The 19,326-nt window shown below is 60.5% G+C and carries 13 protein-coding genes and 2 pseudogenes; 7 read left to right on the top strand and 8 right to left on the bottom strand.

The genetic code is table 11. The features are described from left to right. Positions 1-7: 7 nt before the first annotated feature. Positions 8-3,061: an efflux RND transporter permease subunit gene (locus tag ACLBW8_RS05300; RefSeq protein ID WP_447804789.1), complete on the top strand. Its 3,054-nt coding sequence runs from the start codon at positions 8-10 to the stop codon at positions 3,059-3,061. 179 nt (positions 3,062-3,240) lie between these two features. After that, on the top strand, positions 3,241-4,110 hold the full coding sequence (locus ACLBW8_RS05295; protein WP_064452377.1) for an isocitrate lyase/PEP mutase family protein: 870 nt from the start codon (positions 3,241-3,243) through the stop codon (positions 4,108-4,110). A gap of 57 nt (positions 4,111-4,167) precedes the next feature. Here the strand turns inward: ACLBW8_RS05295 and ACLBW8_RS05290 are convergent, their stop codons facing one another. Both ACLBW8_RS05290 and ACLBW8_RS05285 read right to left on the bottom strand, forming a co-directional pair. After that, positions 4,168-4,803 carry a hypothetical protein gene (locus tag ACLBW8_RS05290; RefSeq protein WP_128590000.1) on the bottom strand — a complete coding sequence of 212 codons (636 nt, stop codon included), beginning with the start codon at positions 4,801-4,803 and terminating at the stop codon, positions 4,168-4,170. Between the two features lie 123 nt (positions 4,804-4,926). Continuing rightward, on the bottom strand, positions 4,927-7,536 hold the full coding sequence (locus tag ACLBW8_RS05285) for a hypothetical protein (RefSeq protein ID WP_447804788.1): 2,610 nt from the start codon (positions 7,534-7,536) through the stop codon (positions 4,927-4,929). A 461-nt stretch (positions 7,537-7,997) separates the two neighbouring features. Between ACLBW8_RS05285 and ACLBW8_RS05280 the strand changes: the two genes are divergently transcribed. Then, a complete protein-coding gene (locus ACLBW8_RS05280; protein ID WP_128590007.1) occupies positions 7,998-9,320 on the top strand; it encodes an OprD family porin in 1,323 nt (440 codons plus the stop codon). 47 nt (positions 9,321-9,367) lie between these two features. Here the strand turns inward: ACLBW8_RS05280 and ACLBW8_RS05275 are convergent. Both ACLBW8_RS05275 and ACLBW8_RS05270 read right to left on the bottom strand, forming a co-directional pair. Next, positions 9,368-9,844 (bottom strand): annotated as a pseudogene (locus tag ACLBW8_RS05275) (methyl-accepting chemotaxis protein); the annotation flags it as partial. Positions 9,845-9,955: 111 nt separating this feature from the next. Next, positions 9,956-10,723: pseudogene (locus tag ACLBW8_RS05270) on the bottom strand (PAS domain-containing protein); the annotation flags it as partial. A 182-nt stretch (positions 10,724-10,905) separates the two neighbouring features. Here ACLBW8_RS05270 and ACLBW8_RS05265 point away from each other — a divergent pair. Together ACLBW8_RS05265 and ACLBW8_RS05260 are read left to right on the top strand one after the other, a co-directional pair. Continuing rightward, positions 10,906-11,286, top strand: a complete 381-nt coding sequence (locus ACLBW8_RS05265; RefSeq protein ID WP_053256117.1) for a RidA family protein — start codon at positions 10,906-10,908, stop codon at positions 11,284-11,286. A gap of 80 nt (positions 11,287-11,366) precedes the next feature. After that, positions 11,367-13,346 (top strand): peptidase U32 family protein, encoded by a 1,980-nt coding sequence (locus tag ACLBW8_RS05260; RefSeq protein ID WP_262667941.1) that lies wholly within the window; start codon positions 11,367-11,369, stop codon positions 13,344-13,346. Here ACLBW8_RS05260 and ACLBW8_RS05255 read toward each other — a convergent pair. Continuing rightward, positions 13,324-14,229 carry a DMT family transporter gene (locus tag ACLBW8_RS05255; protein WP_447804787.1) on the bottom strand — a complete coding sequence of 302 codons (906 nt, stop codon included), beginning with the start codon at positions 14,227-14,229 and terminating at the stop codon, positions 13,324-13,326. The genes ACLBW8_RS05260 and ACLBW8_RS05255 overlap by 23 nt on opposite strands. 109 nt (positions 14,230-14,338) lie before the next feature. Here ACLBW8_RS05255 and ACLBW8_RS05250 point away from each other — a divergent pair, with 109 nt between their 5' ends. Continuing rightward, the gene (locus ACLBW8_RS05250; RefSeq protein ID WP_064452370.1) at positions 14,339-14,779 is read left to right on the top strand and encodes an Lrp/AsnC family transcriptional regulator; all 441 of its coding nucleotides are present in this window, start codon (positions 14,339-14,341) and stop codon (positions 14,777-14,779) included. Between the two features lie 101 nt (positions 14,780-14,880). Continuing rightward, positions 14,881-15,738, top strand: coding sequence for an NmrA family NAD(P)-binding protein (locus ACLBW8_RS05245; RefSeq protein WP_447804786.1), 858 nt, complete (start codon positions 14,881-14,883; stop codon positions 15,736-15,738). Positions 15,739-15,893: 155 nt separating this feature from the next. On the opposite strand, the gene xylB is transcribed toward ACLBW8_RS05245, so the two are convergent. Genes xylB through ACLBW8_RS05230 form a run of 3 tightly spaced genes read right to left on the bottom strand, consistent with a single transcriptional unit; the run spans position 15,894 to position 19,317 of the window. Next, a complete protein-coding gene (gene xylB, locus ACLBW8_RS05240; protein ID WP_447804785.1) occupies positions 15,894-17,354 on the bottom strand; it encodes a xylulokinase in 1,461 nt (486 codons plus the stop codon). A 16-nt stretch (positions 17,355-17,370) separates the two neighbouring features. Continuing rightward, on the bottom strand, positions 17,371-18,363 hold the full coding sequence (locus ACLBW8_RS05235) for a LacI family DNA-binding transcriptional regulator (RefSeq protein ID WP_447804784.1): 993 nt from the start codon (positions 18,361-18,363) through the stop codon (positions 17,371-17,373). A 21-nt stretch (positions 18,364-18,384) separates the two neighbouring features. Next, complete coding sequence (locus ACLBW8_RS05230; protein ID WP_221294690.1) at positions 18,385-19,317, bottom strand: ABC transporter substrate-binding protein; 933 nt, start codon at positions 19,315-19,317, stop codon at positions 18,385-18,387. Between the last annotated feature and the right edge of the window lie 9 nt (positions 19,318-19,326).

Here is a 19,326-nt window from a genome sequence, read left to right as displayed (position 1 = left end):
GTGTCCCATGAAACTTACCGATACCTTTATTCAGCGACCGGTCTGGGCCGTGGTCGTGTCGCTGTTTATCTTGATCCTGGGGCTGCGCTCGATCTTCGAATTGCCCGTGAACCAATGGCCACGGACCGAAAATACCGTGGTCACCATCACCACGGCCTACTACGGTGCGGACGCGTCCACGGTCGCAGGCTTTATTACCCAGCCGCTGGAGTCGGCCATTGCCCAGGCCCAGGGCATTGACTACCTGTCTTCATCAAGCATCACCGGTGTCTCGACAATCACCGCCACGCTGCGGCTGAACTATGACGCGAGCAAGGCCCTCACCGAGATCAATACCCAGGTCAACTCGGTCAAGAACCAACTGCCGGCGCAGGCCCAGGAGCCGGTGCTCACGATCGCCGTCGGCCAGACCACAGACGCCATGTACCTGGGTTTCTACAGCGACACGCTGCCCACCAATAACATCACCGACTACCTGGTGCGGGTGGTCAAACCCAAGCTGGATTCGATCCAGGGCGTGCAAACCGCCGAGATCCTCGGCGGGCGCCAGTTTGCCCTGCGTGCCTGGCTGGACCCGGACAAACTCGCGGCACATAACGTGACCGCGCAGGACGTCGCCACCGCCCTGGCCAACAACAACTACCTGTCTGCCGTCGGATCGACGCGAGGGCAAACCGTGACGGTGGACCTCACGGCCGGGACGGATTTGCACACGGTGGATGAGTTCAAACGGCTGGTGATCAAGCAGAAAGGCGACGCGCTGGTGTACCTGGAAGATGTCGCGACCGTGACCCTTGGCGCCGAAAGCTATGACAGCAGCGTGGCGTTTTCCGGCAAGCGTTCAGTGTTCATCGGGATCAAGGTGGCGCCTACCGCGAACATCCTGACCGTCGCCGACAGTGTGCGCGAGGCCTTCCCCGAACTGCAGTCGCAACTGCCTACCGGCGTGCGCGGCGACATCGTGTATGACTCCACCGCGTTCATCAACACCTCGATTTACGAGGTGGTCAAGACCCTGGTTGAGGCCATGATTATTGTGTCGGTGGTCATTTACCTGTTCCTCGGCTCGTTCCGCGCAGTGGTTGTGCCGCTGGTGGCGATACCGCTGTCGCTGGTCGGCACATTCTTTGTCATGTACCTGCTGGGGTATTCCATCAACCTGCTGACCCTGCTCGCGTTGGTATTGGCGATTGGCCTGGTGGTCGACGACGCGATTATTGTGGTGGAAAACGTCGACCGCCATATCAAGGAGGAAGGCAAAGGCGTGCTCGAGGCGGCGCTGTTGGCGGCGCGGGAACTGGGTGGCCCGATTATCGCGATGACGGTGGTGTTGATTGCCGCGTATGTGCCTATCGGGCTGCGCAGTGGGCTCACCGGGGCACTGTTCAAGGAGTTCTGTTTCTCCTTGGCGGGCGCTGTGACCGTGTCGGCCGTGGTCGCGTTGACCCTCTCACCGATGATGACCTCCAAGCTGTTCAAGACCGGGCAGGAAGAAGGTCGTTTCGCACGCCGGCTCGACCACTACTTTGACTGGCTACGCGGGCGTTACCACCGCGTCCTGTCAGGCGGCCTGGACATCTGGCCGGTGCTGGTGACGTTTGGTTTTGTGCTGTTCCTGCTGGTCGCCGCCAGCGGCATGACCGCCAAAAGCGAGCTGTCCCCCACCGAAGACCAAGGGCTGGTCTTCATGCAGATCAAAGGCCCGCCGACGGCCTCGCCACAACAGATGGAACGGATCGCCGACCAGGCTTTCCAGATCGCCAACAAAGAGCCGGAATACGCGCAAATGTTCCAGCTGACCGGCCTGCCTGCCCTTAACCAGGGCCTGGGCGGCGTGTTGCTCAAGACCTGGGGTGATCGCACGCGCTCCCAAGCCCAGTTGATCCTGGATCTGCAGCAAAAATGGAGTCAGGTGCCCGGCGCCACGATCGCGGCCTTTCCGCTGCCGTCACTGCCGGGCGCCCAAGGGCTGCCGGTGCAATTTGTGATCACCACCACCGACTCGGTGGAAAACCTCAATGAAGTCGCGCAGGCAGTCATGGCCGAGGCGCAAAAACAACAGCTGTTCTGGTTTTCCGACATGGATTTGAAGTTGGACAAGCCGCAAGCCAAGCTGGTGGTGGACCGCGAAAAAATTGCCGCGCTGGGCATGACCCAAGCCGACGTGGGTGCCGCCTTGTCTGCCGCACTGGGTGGCAACTACGTGAACTACTTCTCCACCGCCGGGCGCTCTTACAAGGTGATTCCCCAGGTGTTGCAGGTGGATCGCCTCAACCCCGATCAAATTCTCGACTACTACATTCGCACACCCGCAGGCGCCATGATCCAGGCACGTACGGTGGCGCATATCGAGACCTCGACGCAGCCGGAATCGATCAACCACTTCCAGCAACTCAACTCCGCCACGCTTTCGGGCGTCAGTGGTGTGGCCCAGGGCGAGCTGCTGGCCAAGCTAAACACGATTCTGACCCAGGTTGCGCCCTCGGGTTACACCTCCGACTTCTCGGGTGAATCGCGCCAATTCATACAGGAGTCAGGCGGGTTCGTCGGCCTGCTGTTGTTCTCGATTCTGATCGTCTACCTGGCCCTGGCCTTCCAGTTCGAGAGTTTCCGTGACCCGGTGGTGATTCTGTTCTCGGTGCCGCCGGCCCTGTTTGGCGCGCTGGCGTTTATCACCATGGGCTACGCCTCTATTAACGTGTACACCCAGGTCGGCCTGGTGACTCTCTTGGGGTTGATCACCAAGCACGGGATTCTGATCGTGCAGTTCGCCAACGAGTTGCAGCGCGCAGGTCGCAGCAAGCGTGAGGCGATTGAAGAAGCGGCCGCGGTGCGTCTGCGCCCGATCCTGATGACCACGGCCGCGATGGTGCTGGGCGTGGTGCCACTGGTTTGGGCCTCCGGTGCCGGGGCGGCCGGGCGGCATGATATGGGCCTGGTGATCTTCGCCGGGCTGTCGATCGGCACGCTGTTGACGTTGTTCATGGTGCCGGCGATGTACCTGTTTATTGGCGCGACGCATCGTCACGAGGCAGGCACGGCCCAGCAGGCGTATGGGTGATGAGGCGCAGAAAGCGCCTTATCGCCTTGTCCAGCCCCCAAGCGTGAAGCAACAATCCATGTGTTGGGCGCCTACCCCATGCTCAAACGTCATAATCCCCGGTTCGTGTGCATGGTAATCTGGCATCACCATGAATAGACATTGATCGTCACTCGACGATGACAGAGCCAGGAAAGAACATGCCGAAGATTTCTCACTCAGCGTTGCGCCGCAACTTCCGTGAATTGCTTGCAAAGAAAATGTGCGTTGAAACCGCCTCCGTTTTCGACCCCATGTCCGCCCGTATCGCGGCAGACCTGGGGTTCGAGGTCGGTATCCTGGGTGGCTCAGTCGCGTCTTTGCAGGTACTGGCCGCACCGGATTTTGCATTGATCACGCTGAGTGAGTTCGTCGAGCAGGCCACCCGGATTGGCCGTGTCGCCCAACTGCCTTTCATCGCTGACGCCGACCACGGTTACGGCAATGCCCTGAACGTGATGCGCACCGTCGAGGAGCTTGAGCGTGCCGGCGTGGCCGCACTGACGATTGAAGACACGCTGTTGCCCGCCCAGTTTGGCCGTAAATCCACCGACCTGATTTCTGTCGAGGAAGGCATCGGCAAAGTCAAGGCGGCGCTGGAGGCGCGTGTCGATCCGCAGCTGTCGATCATCGCCCGGACCAACGCAGGGGTGTTGCCGACCGAAGATGTCATCGCCCGCACCAAGGCCTATGAACACGCCGGTGCGGACGGCATTTGCATGGTTGGCGTCAAAGACTTCGAGCACCTTGAGCAGATCGCAGAAAACCTCACCGTGCCACTGATGCTGGTGACCTACGGCAATCCGAAGCTCAATGACAGCGAGCGCCTGGCCAGCCTGGGCGTACGCATTGTGGTGGCCGGCCACGGCGCCTACTTTGCGTCGATCAAGGCGACTTACGACAGCCTGCGCGCCCAGCGCAAGATGACCAGCAGCACCTCGAACCTCAGCGCGACCGAACTGACGCATACCTACACGTTGCCGGAGAGCTACGTGGCATGGGCTGCAGAGTTCATGGACGTTAAGGAGTAAGGGGCGCAACGGTGCTGATTGAAACAATCAGCACCGGGCTCACGTGTGAGCGCGGCCTCAATCAGGTTTCCAGCGCTCTCCCCGGTTATTGCCGGTGCCTTTGTAGCCGCCGTCACCATCAGGTTCCCAGCCGCCACCCGCGTTGTCACCCGTGCCGATAAATCCGCCTCGGCCATCGGACTCAAGCCCCCGGCCCTCGTTTTTGCCCGTCCCGATATAGCCGCCACGGCCATCAGACTTATACCCACGCTTGCGGTATTCGCCGGTGCCCTCATAGCCGCCTTGTCCATCGGACCGCCAGCTGGCGCCCGAGGCTGTGCCGTTGCCGCGAAAATAGCCTTTGCCGTCAGACCGGTAATCCTCGCCTGAGTTATAGCCGGTGCCCTTGTAGCCGCCCGAGCCATCCGGGGCAAACCCGCGACCATTGTTGTAGCCGATGCCTTTGAGGCCACCGTCATCGGCCGGCACATACCCTTTGCCGCTATTTTTGCCGGTGCCCATGAGAGAGCCATCTTCAAGCAGCTTATAGTCACCGCCCAGGTTCCCCCCGGTGCCTCTAAGGCCACCGTGGCCATCCGGCTCATAGCCGTTACCGGTGTTGATGCCGGTGCCAATAAAACCTTCGGCCGCCAGCGTTGAGGCACTGAGCCCCAATAAAACTGTGGCAAGCAGGATGTATGACGGTTTTTTCATGAGGCCTCTGGTCCTTGTAGAGAGGAGAGCGTGCGCCATGATAGGGCATGTATTTTTCGCGGCAAGCCGCAAAAACAACAACACCGCCATTTCGACGGTGTTGGTTGCAAAGGCCTGCGTCAGTCAGTAATTGGCGTTGGGATTCCCCACGTCAATGTAGCCATTTTTCGGCGCAATGATGACGTCCAATGGCGGCGGCGTGACGCCGAAACCATTGAGCTGATCCGTGAGCCCTTTGTACCAATCCTCTTGCTGTTTCTTACGCGCATTGTCGGCCTTGATGTCGGCAATGATCGCGTAGATCAAACCACCCACCGCCGCGATGCCGCCCACGGCACCCGCCAACGCACCTGCAGCCCCGCCAATCGCCCCCGCGGCCTCGGCAACACCGGCTGCAACCGTGGTAATGCGCGGCACCACGTAAGTGGCGACTTCCACCGCACCGGCGACGGCGGACAAACCGTTGAGGCCTGCGAAGGTGCCCTGGAAGCCTGCGGCGACCTTGTCGCCACTCTGGGCCGAGTTTTTGGCGGATAGCGCCCCGGTGACCAGACCCAACACGTTACCGGCCACGCCGCCGAGGCTCTTGCCGATATTCTCTACATCTTTGACAAACTTGGGTGCATCAAACTTGTAGGTGCCTTGCTGGGTGCGGTCGAACTGGTCCTGGACAAATTTGGCGCCGCCTTCCATGAACAGGCCCGCCGCCTGGAACGACTGGCCCACTGTCTGCGCAGTGCTGCCGCCCTTGCCACTGGCGATCCGCGTGCCGATGGCGCCGGCCAACAATACGCCGGACACGCCGTGCATGACCCCGGCCTTGTAAGCCGCGCTGACCCCGGCCGGCAGCTTGCCGCCCCAAGTGCTCTGGACTTTCTTGATGGCGTCGTCGAACTTGGCGCCGCCGCGCATGGCGTCCTCCACCGCACGGATACCGCTGATGATATCGGCAGTCTTGGGCGGTGCTTCGCCGGGCGCTGTGAACGCGGCAATGTTGTCGTTGATGACCTGCTCGAGACGTGGATCATTGGCGCCGGTAACCCCGAGGCCACGGTAGAAATCATCGATGGACTGGCCTTTGAGCACGTCTTCACGGCCCATCTTGGCGGCCGCATCGTTAAAGCTGGCGCTGCCGGCCTGCACGGTTTTGTCATCCAGTACCGCGTCGAAGATCGCTTTGTTCACACCGGACTGAATCACCGCTTTGTCCGCCGGCACGCCGCTGGCGATCAGGTCGTTCATTTGCTTGCCGGAGGTGATGTCCGCGTATTCGGACTTGACCTTGTCCTTGATGGCTAGCGGGGCGTTTTCCAGGGCTTTTTTGTAGTCCGGTTGCTTGCCCAACGCCTGGGCGTAGAAGTCCGGGTATTTGATAAAGCTCGACAGTGCATCCGAGGTGCTGACGCCCTTGGCGGCAAACGCGCTTTGCAGCGCGTCGGTGCTCGATGACGCTTCCAGGCGGCGTTCCATCTCGGCCTTCAAGGCCGGGTCGGCAGCGACCCTTTTCTGCAATTGCTCGGTGCCCTGGGTGTTGAGGAACTGCTGCACGTCCGGGTCTTTGCTGAGTTTGTCGATGCGGCCTTGCACATCGTGAATAAAATCTTCGCGCTGCTGGCCGGGTGATTTGCCGTCGCCGGACCACTCATTGGCCCCGTCCGGCCCCTGGTGCGCGAACGCATCCGCACCGGCCTTATAGTTGGCCAGGCCGGTCGACAACTGGATGATCGCCGCCGTTTTATCGGCACCGCTGGCGCTGCTGGTGCCGCTGACAAAATAGTCGGCGCCGACCTTGGAGGCGTCGCCACCGGCCGCCTTGACCGCCTCTTCAGTGGCCTTGGCATTCAAGTCCTTTATCTGGTCGTCGGCGCTGTTGCCGTCCAGGCCCTTGAGGTTGTCGTAGCCGTATTTGCCAAAATCCTGCAGGCGCCCTGCTTCCGTGCCGTGACGCGCTTCGCCATCTTTGGTGAAGCCGTCGATGCTGCCATTGCCGACGTTGGCGCCTTCAATGTGTTTGCCGGTTTCGTCGTAGTTCTCGACGTAATTGAGCACCTGGGCCGCACGCCAGGCGGCATCCGGGTCGTGCTCGAAGTCGCCGACACGCTCGCGCAGCTTGTCTTTCACGCCGCTCTGGTTGCCGAGGTTTTTCAGCAAGGGGTTGTCTTCAATGATCTGCTGCGCGCTGCGGGTATCGCCCATCGGCCTGCCTTCTCCCGGCAAGGGCAGATGGTTGGACGGAGCATCGCCTTTGGGCGGCGTCTTGGGTGGTGTGACCGGCAGATCGCCCTTGAGGGTGTCCCAGCCGTACTTGCCGAAGTCCTGCAAGCGCCCGGCTTCAGTGCCGTGACGGGCATCACCGCCCTTGGTGAACCCGTCGATCTTGCCATTACCGGCCTCGTTGAACTCTGAGCGTTTAACGGTCGGTTTGCCGTTTTCATCGAGTTTCTCAATGTGCTCCAGCACCCGACTCGCGCGGTAGGCGGCGTCCGGATCGTGCTCGAAATCCCCCACGCGCTCACGCAGCTTGTCTTTCACACCGCTCTGGTTGCCGAGGTTTTTCAGCAGAGGGTTCTCGTCGATGATCTGCTGCGCGGTGCGAAAGTCACCCTGAGGGCGCTTTGTATCGGGGCCGAGGCGGTTGTCGCTCGGTGGGGTGCCTACTGCCCTGGATACCGCTTTATTCCAATTGCCGTTATCGCGCGCTGTGGGTGTGCTGTCGACCGGGTTGACCTGCATGACCTGTCTCCTGGAGCTGGCGTGGGAGAGAGGATTATTGGGGGGTATGTGCAACAGTCTTGTTACACACAAATAATTGAGACAAGCAGAATCAAATCGCCATCAGTGATGGAGACTTCCGACTATAAATATTTATCTAAGTTTATTTAACCACGTCTAAAAAATCCGCCGCAGAGCCTGCGGCGGCAAACCAAAGGTTTTTGTCGAAGCAGAGCGGCTAAGACCCTATCAACGCTACACCTGCGGCTGATTAAAAGAAGTGAAGTTTAATTAATCGAGTTTAATCGCCGGCAACGCTGCAGGTGGCGAAAAATATGATAAAAATCAGCCTCGACAAACACGTCGAGCACAATAAAAACAGCCTGTCGCTCACTTGAAAACATCTGCCCATAACACCTAAGTTCCGTCCAAAAAATGCGGTGTTTCTGTGCACGCGTTAATTATTCCGGGGAAGTAACAACATGATCAAACAGTGGAGCCTGTTAACGCTGGCGGTGTGCGCCAGTGTCAGCCAAATGGCCCTCGCCGAGTCTGTCACCGACCAGGCAGATTCCAAAGGCTTTATCGAGGGCAGCAGCATTACCGGCCTGTTGCGTAACTATTACTTCGATCGCGATCGCCAAAGCGGCAAGGCCGACAACCGCGACTGGACCCAGGGCGCGATGCTCAATTACGCCTCGGGCTTTACCCAGGGCACGATTGGGTTTGGCGTGGATGCCTATGCGTACGGCGCGATGAAGCTCGACGCTACCCACGCAGATGCCGGCACCGGTGAGCTGCCGACCGACCGAAATGGCGACCCTGCAAATGGCTACGGTTCAGTGGGCGCAGCGGTGAAAATCAAGGTCTCCAAGACCCAGCTGAAATTTGGTGATATGCAGCCCACCGCACCGGTCTTCGCCACTGGCGGCACACGCATTTTGCCGCAGACGGCCACCGGTTTTGACCTGACCAGCAGTGAAATCGCCGGCCTGGACCTGGAAGCCGGGCACTTCACCAGCACCAACAGCGGCATGACCAGCAACCATGACCACGATATCTATGCGACCTATGCCAACGTGGCCGCCAACAGTGCCAGTTTCATCGGCGGCAAATACACCTTCACACCGTCCTTGAGCGCGACCGTGTATGCCGGCGAGCTGGAAGATATCTGGCGCCAGTACTACACCAACCTCAATTACGTATTGCCATTGGGGCATGACCAGTCGCTGGCACTGGACGGCAACCTGTACCGCACCCTCGACACCGGCAGCGCCAAAGCCGGGGCAATCAACAACACCACCTACTCGGTGGCGGCGGCCTATTCGTTCCTGGCGGCCCACACCCTGACCTTGTCGTTCCAGAAAGTGCATGGCGACACGCCGTTCGACTACATCGGCACCGGCGACAACGGCGCAGGCGAAGGCGGCGACTCGGTCTTGTTGGCCAACTCGGTGCAATGGGGCGACTTCAACGGCCCGGGGGAACAATCCTGGGGCGTGCGGTATGACCTGAACATGGCCAGTTATGGCGTGCCGGGCCTGAGCTTCATGACCCGCTACATCAACGGCTCGGACATCAATGGCACCCACACCCCCGCCAACAGCGCCTATGCCGGCGACTACGGCGCGGATGGCGACCACCACGAAACCGATGTGGAGGCCAAATACGTACTCCAGAGCGGCCCGGCGAAAAACCTGTCGCTGCGCGTGCGTGACGCCATGGTTTCATCGAATGCCGATCAGCGCGACGGCAAGTTGAATGAGCTGCGGGTGATCGTCGACTACCCGTTCACCCTTTTGTAAGGCGTTCAGTACGCCGACCGGCTCTTACGCTGGCCGGCGCACTGCCATTATCCAACCCAGCCGACCGCGGCTTTCGGAATGACCTCAGACTCATCCATCTTTGAGGCAAACATGCTCACGGCTTGTACGGCATCGCTGGTGCTGGTGCGAATCTGCAGGATCACCGAACCCGCCTGGTCAGCCAGGCTTACACCACGCTGCGCGCCTTCCTGAGTGGCATTCATACTGGCAACGGCATCACGGGTCTCCGACAAGATCATGCTGATCATCTCGGCAATCTCCGCTGTTGAACCGCTGGTCCGCCCTGCCAGTTGCCGTACCTCATCGGCCACCACCGCAAAGCCACGGCCCTGATCACCTGCCCGCGCCGCCTCGATGGCAGCGTTGAGCGCCAGCAGATTGGTCTGGTCAGCGATGCCGCGGATGGTATTGACGATGGCGGTAATCTGTTCGGAGCGATCGCCCAGTTGGCCCACCAGCCGGGCGGAGACGCCGATGTTGTCCGCAATCCGGCGCATTTCACTGGCGGTTTCTTGAATCACCTGTGTGCCATGTTCGGCGAATCGCTCTGTTTCGGATGAAATATGGTAAGCCCGTGAAGCGCCTCGTGAATCTTCCTCGAACTTTTCCACGCGCTCGGTGATGTCGCTGGCAAATTTGACAATCTTGATCAAGGTGCCATCGCCGTCATACACCGGGTTGTAACTGGCTTCCAGCCATACGGCGCGACCGTGCTTGCCCACACGCTTGAATTGCCCGGTAAAAAATTCGCCATTATTAAGGCGACGCCAGAAGTCGGTGTACTCGTGGCTATTGATCAAGTCGGGCTCGCAAAACATGCGGTGGTGTTTGCCTTTGAGTTCCGCGAGTGAATACCCCATCACGTTGAGGAAGTTTTCATTGGCATCCAGGATTTGCCCTTTCAAGTCAAACTCGATCACCGCCATCGCCCGGTCCAGCGCAACCAGTTTGCTGTGGATGGCCGCTTCCTGTTCGACTTTGCGGGTAATGTCCAGCGCGTACTTGACCACTTTTATGACCTGGCCACGTTCATCCAGCACCGGGTTATAACTGGCCTCCAGCCAAACAACGCGGCCGTCACGGGTCACGCGCTTGAAGGTGCCTGATACGAACTTCCCCGCCTTGAGGTCGTTCCATAACGCCGCATAGGCCGGGCTGCTGGTCAGCGCAGGTAAACAGAAATCACGATGGGCCTTGCCGACCAATTGATCGGCGCTATAACCCAGGGTGTTCATAAAGTTTTCGTTGGCGCGTAGCACTTTGCCATTTGTGTCGAATTCGACCACCGCCATAGAGCGCTCGAGTGCAGTAATCAGTCCTTTATACTCGACGACTTCGGCCGTCCTGGCCGTCAGTTCTGTTTTGAGTGTTTTATTGAACATGACATACCCTCGTTTGTGCGCAGAATCTGGGTTACTCCATTGCACTATCGACACGGAAATACGCGACTTGATAGTCGAAAAATAATTATTAATTGACGTCAATTGTCCGGTGAGTTTTGCGCCGAATCGCGGTGACCCTGTGTTTAAATTGACGCCCCTTTTTTGCCTGCCAGGAAAACACCATGGCCAACCACGACCTGACCTACACCCCCGATCCGGATGCCGATTCCATTTCCTCCGACGTTATCGGCTTCAACGGCATTCTGGTCTCCACGCAGATCCCGACCCACGCCGACGGTAGTCTGGAACTGGGTGATATCACCCTGCAGAGCGAATGCACATTGCAAGCGTTGAAGGTGGCGCTGGAAAAAGCCGGCAGTTCCATGGACCGGGTCATGCACCTGACCATCTACCTCACCGACATGGCTGATCGGGCTGCATTCAACGAAGTCTACAAGCGATTTTTTGCCAAGCCCTGGCCTGTTCGCGCTGCCGTCGGCGTAGCGGCCCTGGCCGTTGAAGGCATGCGTGTGGAAGTCACCGCGATGGCCGCCAAGGCCTGACAGCCCTGTGGTAGATGCCGGTCAGGCATTTCACGGCTACAATGCACGCCTCAACCGTGACAAGCCTGACTAAAAAAACTATGTCCTTGCCCAAGCATCACCTGGAATTGCTCAGCCCTGCCCGCGATGTCGCCATCGCGCGCGAGGCTATCTTGCATGGCGCCGACGCCATCTACATCGGCGGCCCAAGCTTCGGCGCCCGCCACAATGCGTGTAACGAGGTGAGCGATATCGCTCAACTGGTCGAATTCGCCCGCCGTTACCACGCCCGCGTGTTCACCACCATCAACACCATCCTGCATGACAACGAGCTGGAACCTGCGCGCAAGCTGATCCATCAGCTGTACGACGCCGGTGTCGATGCGCTGATCGTGCAAGACCTGGGCGTGATGGAGCTGGATATTCCGCCGATTGAGCTGCACGCCAGTACCCAGACCGACATCCGCACCCTGGGCCGCGCCAAGTTTCTCGACCAGGCCGGTTTCTCGCAGTTGGTATTGGCCCGTGAGCTGAACCTGCAAGAAATTCGCGCGATCGCCGATGAAACCGATGCCGCCATCGAGTTCTTTATCCACGGCGCCTTGTGCGTGGCGTTCTCCGGGCAGTGCAATATCTCCCACGCGCAAAATGGCCGCAGTGCCAACCGTGGCGACTGCTCCCAGGCCTGCCGCCTGCCGTACACCTTGAAAGATGACCAGGGCCGCGTCGTGGCCTTTGAAAAGCACCTGCTGTCGATGAAAGACAACAACCAGAGCGCCAACATTCGCGCGCTGGTCGAAGCCGGTGTGCGTTCGTTCAAGATCGAAGGTCGCTACAAGGACATGGGCTATGTGAAGAACATCACCGCCTATTACCGCCAGCGTCTCGACGAAATCCTCGAAGACCGCCCGGACCTGGCCCGCGCGTCCAGCGGCCGTACTGCGCATTTCTTCCTGCCCGACCCGGAAAAAACTTTCCACCGTGGCAGCACTGACTACTTCGTCAGTGATCGCAAGATCGACATCGGCGCTTTCGACACCCCGACCTTTACCGGCCTGCCGGTGGGTGTGGTGGAAAAAGCCGGCAAGCGCGACCTGCAAGTGGTCACCCATGAGCCGCTGTCCAACGGCGACGGCCTCAATGTGCTGGTTAAACGTGAAGTCGTGGGTTTCCGCGCCAACATCGCAGAAGCCAAAGGCGAGTTCGAGGAAGACGGCAAGAAGCGTTACCGTTACCGCGTCGAGCCGAATGAAATGCCGGCCGGGCTGCATCAACTGCGCCCGAATCACCCGCTGAACCGCAACCTGGACCATAACTGGCAACAGGCGCTGCTCAAGACCTCGGCCGAGCGCCGTATCGGTCTGTCGTGGGTAGCACGCCTGCGTGAAGATCAGCTGGAAGTCACCGCTACCAGCGAAGAAGGCATCCGCGCCAGCGTTACCCTGCCCGGCCCGTTTGGCGTGGCCAACAAGCCGGAGCAGGCGCTGGATACACTGCGCGATTTGCTTGGCCAACTCGGCACCACCGAGTACCACGCCACGCACATCGAACTGGATGCGCCCCAGGCGTTCTTCATCCCCAACTCGCAGCTCAAGGCATTGCGCCGCGAAGTGATCGAAGCGCTGACGGCCGCACGCGTCGCGGCTCACCCGCGAGGTGGGCGCAAAGCCGAGACCTCGCCGCCGCCGGTGTACCCGGAAGCGCATTTGTCGTTCCTGGCCAACGTCTACAACCAGAAAGCCCGTGACTTCTACCATCGTCACGGCGTGAAGCTGATTGATGCGGCCTTCGAAGCCCACGAAGAAACCGGCGAAGTGCCGGTGATGATCACCAAGCACTGCCTGCGGTTCTCGTTCAACCTGTGCCCTAAACAGGCCAAGGGTGTGACGGGCGTGAAGACCAAAGTCGCGCCGATGCAGTTGATCCACGGCGACGAAGTGCTGACCTTGAAGTTCGACTGCAAGCCATGCGAGATGCACGTGGTGGGCAAGATCAAGGGGCATATCCTTGGGTTACCGCTGCCGGGCAGCGGCGTGGGCCATTTCGACCCGGAAAATATCATCTTTCAGGGCACGCACTAGCCCTTGGGGAGCGGGGCCACCACCAGCCCCGCTGCAACCCTGCTGCCGCTAACAGAATCGCAACAACCCCCAGCCATTGCAGCCAACCCAGGCGATGCCCAAAGGCAATCCAGTCGACAACAATCGCCGCAATTGGGTAGATAAACGACAGCGCGCCGGTCATCGCGGTCGGCAGTTTCTGGATCGCCCCGTACAGCAACACATACATCAGGCCCGTGTGCACAACGCCCAGCGTCGCCAGCGCAGCCCAGGCATTTTGGGTGGCGGGCAAGCTGTTCCAAGGCACTAACGGCGCCAACAGCAATGCGCCAGTGATCACTTGAATCAACGCCATCAAGTGCGCAGGCACTTCTTTCAAGCGCTTGATGATCAGCGCCGCAATCGCATATAAGAACGCTGCGCCCAAGGCCAAAGCGATACCCGCCAGGTAATCCCCGCCACCGCTTTGCTGCTCGCCATGGGCGGTGACAATCGCCAACATGCCCAGGAACGCCACGCTCAACCACGCGAGTTTCTGCACGGTGATTTTTTCGCCGAGAAATACCGCCGCCAGCATCACCAGCATGAACGGCTGCACGTTATACACCGCGGTACTGATGGCGATGGACGCGCGCGAATAGGATTCGAACAACAGTAGCCAATTGCCGACAATGGCCACGCCGCTGAGCATCGCCAGGCCAAGCTTGGCCCAGGTGAGCAGGTCCAGTCGCAGGTAACCCAGCAACGCACAGACCAGCAACAGCGTCAGCGCGCCTATCACGCAGCGCCAGAACACCACTTCGATCACCGATACGCCCGACACCAGCACAAACCAGCCGATGGTGCCCGAAATCAGCATGGCGGCAACCATTTCCCACGACCCGCGACGGATAGATGTGTCCACGATGGAGGCTCCTCAAGTGAGGCTCAATTATGGCAATCTGAGTGTCAGCCGCTCCAGCGACTAAACAAGGCAAAACGCCGCAATCACCTTTTCTTATTAGGCACACCGCATGATTGACACCATCGACCAGCAACTGATCGCCGCCTTGATGGACGACTCGCGCCTGTCCCTCAAGGCACTGGCGGGTATCACCGGGCTGTCATCGCCCAGTGTTGGCGAACGCCTGCGCCGCCTCGAAGAGCGCGGCGTGCTGACCCACTACACCGTCGACATCGACCCCAAACACTTCGGCTATTTGTTGCAAGCCATCGTGCGCATCCGTCCGTTGCCCGGCAAATTGCAGGAGGTGGAGCGCCAGATCCAGGCGATCCCGGAGTTCACCGAGTGCGACAAAGTCACCGGCGATGACTGCTTTATTGCGCGCCTGCACGTTCGCACCATGGATCACCTCGACAGCCTGCTCGACCGGCTCAACGCCTATGCCGAAACCAACACCGCCATCGTCAAGAAAACCCCGGTAAAACGGCGTTTGCCGCCGCTGGCCGATTAATGACTGAGGGTCATTAAAGCAGTGACGGAATCGCTATTCTGTCATCACTGGCCGGTCTTTATGCTGGGCTCCACTCATTGGAACCCACAGGTGTAAAGCGCATGTACGTCATTACAGGTATTACAGGCAAGGTCGGCGGCGCGTTGGCGCGTACGCTCATCGCAGCGCAGCAACCGGTGCGCGCGGTGATTCGCGATCCCGGCAAAGCGGCTTATTGGGCCGACCTGGGTTGCGAGATCGCCTTGGCTCGGATGGAAGATGCACAGGCACTGACTGAGGCGTTCAAAGGTGCCACGGGCGTGTTCATTCTGCCGCCGTCGGATTTTGACCCGCAGCCCGGGTTTCCTGAAGCACGTGCGGTGATCGTTGCTGTCAGCCAGGCCCTCAAGGCCGCCGCGCCACACAAGGTGCTGTGCCTGTCGACCATCGGCGCCCAAGCCACAGAGCTCAACCTGCTGACTCAGCGCACGCTGATGGAGCAAGCGCTGATTGCCCTGGACATCCCCGTGACCTTCCTGCGCCCGGCCTGGTTCATGGAGAACGCGGCGTACGATGTCACTACCGCGCGTGACACCGGGCTGATCCATAGTTTCCTGCAACCGCTCGACAAGCGCGTGCCGATGGTTGCCACGGCCGACATCGGCACCCTCGCCGCGCAGCTGTTGCAGCAAGACTGGGCCGGCCGCCGTGTGGTCGAGTTGGAAGGCCAATGGGTGAGCCCGAACGACATTGCCCAGTCTCTGGGGCAACTCCTGGGCCGTGACGTGAAGGCCGAAGTGGTCGAACGCGAGACCTGGGAAACCTTGCTTCGCGCCCAAGGCGCACAAAACCCAACGCCGCGCATGCGCATGGTCGATGGATTCAACGAAGGCTGGATCTGTTTCGAGCACGACCCCGTGCTCAAGGGCACCACCTCGCTGGACAGCGTGCTGCGCAGTCTGGCCAGTCAAGCCGCTTGATCCAGTGCGGCCCCCGCTGCTGTGGCGGGCGGGCTTGCCATAATGCCGTTCAGGTAAGCAAACGCAATGCTAAAAGCAGCGAGGATCCAATGTGGGATCTGCGCTTAACTGAACGGCATTGGGGCTTGCCACAACAAAAGTCACCAGGAGGTTGATCAGTCGTGCAGCGCCTTTGCCGCAGCGTGTAAACCCTGGAACTTGCGATAACGCGCTTCCAGCCTCGGCTGTTGCGCGGTGTCCGGCAAGTACCGCGCCTTGACCGGCATGCCCGCCTGCAACAAGGCTGCGCCCTGCCCGATCGCCAGAAACCCAAGTTTCGCGGCGCCAATGCAGGCGCTCAATTCACTGCCCTGCAAGGTCACTATCTCGCGCTGCAGGATATTGGCCAGCAACTGCGCCCAGTATTCGCTGCGCGCCCCGCCACCGACCAGGGCGCAAGCCCCCACGCTGGCGCCGGCCGCTTGCACGGCGCGCAGGGCATCCAGCAAACCAAAACCCACGCCTTCCATGACCGCATAACCGAGCATGGCCGGCGTGCAATCGTGGCCCAGGCTCATAAAACCGCCGCGCAATAAAGGATCGTTATGCGGCGTGCGCTCACCGGCCAGGTAGGGCAGGAACAGCGGCGTGTCCAATGGCACTGGCTGTGTGATGGGCAATTGCGCCTGCACCCGATCCAACAACGTCTGCTCATCCGGCATACCGGTCAGCCGCGTCACCCAACGCAAACAACTGGCACCGGCCAGCATCGCGCCCATGGTGTACCAGCGGTTCGGCAGCGCGTGGCAGAAGCTGTGCACGGCGCTGGCCGGATTCCCCGCGGCATGATCGGTAATCGCGACAATCGCCGCGCTGGTGCCCAGCGTAATGAAGCCATCACCGGCATTGATCGCGCCGATGCCGACGGCGGCCACCGGGTTGTCGCCGCCACCGCCGGCAATCACGACCTCAGGCGAAAGGCCCAAGTCGCTCGCGGTCAAACACGCACTTGCCGCGCCGCCCTCCACCAGCCTGGGCATCTGCGCAGGCGTCAGGCCCGTGGCGCGCACCATGGGCGCAAACCATTCACGCTGCGCCACATCCAGCCACAGCGTGCCGGCGGCATCCGACATCTCGCTGATGCGTTCGCCCGTCAGGCGTAGGCGCAGGTAATCCTTGGGGGACAGCACGCAATCAATCGCCTTGAACACCTCGGGTTCATGCCGCTGCAGCCACAGCAGTTTCGGCGCCGTGAGCCCGGCCATCGGCAAGCTGCCGGTGACCTCGGCAAACCCGGCACCGAGTTGTTCGGCCTCGGCCATCGCGCGCGAGTCGTCCCACAGGATCGCCGGGTACAACACCCGATCGTCTTCCCCCAGCAACACCGCGCCGTGCATCTGCCCCGACAGGCCGATACACGCCACACGGACATACGCCTCATGCCCCCGCAACTGCTCCAGCGCCTGCAAACAGGCCTGCCACCAGTCTTGTGGCGCTTGTTCGGACCAGCCGCTCTGGCGCCGCGACACGCTCAAACGCACGCCAGTGTGGGCCAGCACCTCGCCGTCAGCGTCCATCAGGATCGCCTTGAGTTCCGAAGTGCCGAGGTCTATGCCGAGGGAAACAGGACTGCTCATACGGGGATCATTCCAATCAAATACAGCCACATGAATTACGGTATTGCAGGCGGGGTGCCAGGCGCACACTTTGCGTAGGCGCAGCCGGCGACGCCATGCGCTGCAGCAACATTTGTACGGCGCGAGCCCCCAATTCGTTGACCGGTTGAGCAATCAACGTCAGGCGCGGCACGAAAAAATCCGCCCAGTCAAAATCATCAAACCCCACCAGGGCCATCTGCCCCGGTACTTCAATGTGCGCATCACGCAAGGCGTGCATGGCGCCAAGCGTCATCAGGTTATTGCCCGCCATGATCGCTGTCGGTGGCGCGGCCAGGCCCAGTAACTGCGCGGTAGCGGCCCGCGCCGGCGCGCTGCTGGAACCGCCATTGACCAGCAATTGCGGGTCAAATACCAGGCCCGCCGCCGCCAGGGCAGCGCGGTAACCTGCCACGCGCTCATCGGTGGTACCCAGCCCCGATCGCCCGGCGATAAAGCCGATACGACGGTGCCCGTGGTCAATCAGGTGGGCCACCAGCGCCAGTGTGGACTGGGTATTCTCCACCCCGATCTGATCAAACTGCTCGCTCATCATGCGGTCCACCAACACCGTCGGCATGTCATTGGCCTGCAGATACTCCAGAGCCGTTGACCCGGTGGACGGTGCCAACAGAATGCCGTCGACGCGCCGGTGATGCAGCGCCGTGACCACCCGCAGCTCTTGCTCCGGGTCGTCATGGGGGTCGGCAAACAGCATCATGAAGCCGTGCTTTGTGCACTCGGCTTCAATCGCGTGCACCATCTCGCTGAAGTAGTGGTTGGACAGCGCCGAGATCGCCACGCCAATCGTGCTGGTACTGGATCGGGCCAGCGAGCGCGCCAGGGTATTGGGGATGTAACCCAGTTCCTGAATCGCGCGCTGCACCGCCTGCACCGTGGCCGGGCTGACCTTGCGGGTGCCGTTCAACACGTGCGACACCGTCGACGTCGACACACCCGCTCTGCTCGCCACGTCATCCATGGTGATCACGACGCGCTCCCCTTCAGTGGATCAATGTTTGCTCGACCAGCCGCTGTAGGTGCCGATGTTGTCGCGGGTAATCAATTTTGGCGTGAGCAGGGTCACCGCTTCGGCCGGGGCCTTGTCATTGAGAAGGTCATTGCCGACATTCACCGCGGTCTGGGCCATGGCCCAAGGGTCCTGACTGGCCGAGGCCTGGATCTGGGTGTCTGTCTTCAATGCATTCTCGATGTCCGGCGCACCGTCCACCGAGGTGATAACGATACCGCTGCGTTTAAGCTGCTTGGCCGCCAGGTCGCTGCCGATGGCCTGCGGGTCGTTGATCGCAAACAGACCGTCGATTTTCGGGAATCGAGTGAGGTAACCCTGCATCACATTCAGGCCACCTTCGCGCGAGCCTTTGCCGTCCTGGTCGTCGGAGAGCACCTTGATGTCCGGTGCGCCAGCCAATGCAGCCTTGCAGCCTTTGACGCGGTCGGTCACGGCGGTCACTTGCGGGCCATTCTGGATGATCACATTGCCTTTGCCCGCGAGCTTGTCCACCAGGAACTGGCAGGCCAGCTTGCCGGCTTCGACGTTGTCGGTTTGCACGGTGGCGTTGACGCCTTTGGCGTCTACATCCACGGCCACCACCACAATTCCGGCGTCACGGGCTTTCTTGATGGCCGAGGCCATCGCCGACGGATCGACGGCGTTGAGCAGGATCAGGTCGACCTTGGACGAAATGAAGTTGTCGATCTGCGAGAACTGCTTGCTCAGGTCATAGTCGGCCGACACCGAGGTGACCTTGACGTTGGGGTTCAGCTCCTTGGCCCGGGCCGTGGCACCGTCGGCCAGGGTCACGAAATACGGGTTACCGAGCGAGCCCATGCTGATGCCGAGGGCTTTGAGCTCCCGGGCTTCCACGACGTTGGACATAAGGGCAGCCAAGGCAAGCACGGGAAACAGGCGTTTAAGGTTCATGCGGGTCTC

The organism is Pseudomonas sp. M5A4_2d (genome assembly GCF_053345295.1).
The sequence above is the reverse complement of the archived record's forward strand: the minus strand, read 5'-3'. Positions and strand labels throughout refer to the sequence as shown.

What these genes read in the sequence shown, in the direction of transcription:
- ACLBW8_RS05290 (WP_128590000.1), bottom strand. Translation starts at nt 4,803, where the DNA reads ATGAAAAAACCGTCATACATCCTGCTTGCCACAGTTTTATTGGGGCTC.
- ACLBW8_RS05250 (WP_064452370.1), top strand. Translation starts at nt 14,339, where the DNA reads ATGATTGACACCATCGACCAGCAACTGATCGCCGCCTTGATGGACGAC.
- xylB (WP_447804785.1), bottom strand. Translation starts at nt 17,354, where the DNA reads ATGAGCAGTCCTGTTTCCCTCGGCATAGACCTCGGCACTTCGGAACTC.
- ACLBW8_RS05230 (WP_221294690.1), bottom strand. Translation starts at nt 19,317, where the DNA reads ATGAACCTTAAACGCCTGTTTCCCGTGCTTGCCTTGGCTGCCCTTATG.
- ACLBW8_RS05265 (WP_053256117.1), top strand. Translation starts at nt 10,906, where the DNA reads ATGGCCAACCACGACCTGACCTACACCCCCGATCCGGATGCCGATTCC.
- ACLBW8_RS05260 (WP_262667941.1), top strand. Translation starts at nt 11,367, where the DNA reads ATGTCCTTGCCCAAGCATCACCTGGAATTGCTCAGCCCTGCCCGCGAT.
- ACLBW8_RS05300 (WP_447804789.1), top strand. Translation starts at nt 8, where the DNA reads ATGAAACTTACCGATACCTTTATTCAGCGACCGGTCTGGGCCGTGGTC.
- ACLBW8_RS05280 (WP_128590007.1), top strand. Translation starts at nt 7,998, where the DNA reads ATGATCAAACAGTGGAGCCTGTTAACGCTGGCGGTGTGCGCCAGTGTC.
- ACLBW8_RS05285 (WP_447804788.1), bottom strand. Translation starts at nt 7,536, where the DNA reads ATGCAGGTCAACCCGGTCGACAGCACACCCACAGCGCGCGATAACGGC.
- ACLBW8_RS05295 (WP_064452377.1), top strand. Translation starts at nt 3,241, where the DNA reads ATGCCGAAGATTTCTCACTCAGCGTTGCGCCGCAACTTCCGTGAATTG.
- ACLBW8_RS05245 (WP_447804786.1), top strand. Translation starts at nt 14,881, where the DNA reads ATGTACGTCATTACAGGTATTACAGGCAAGGTCGGCGGCGCGTTGGCG.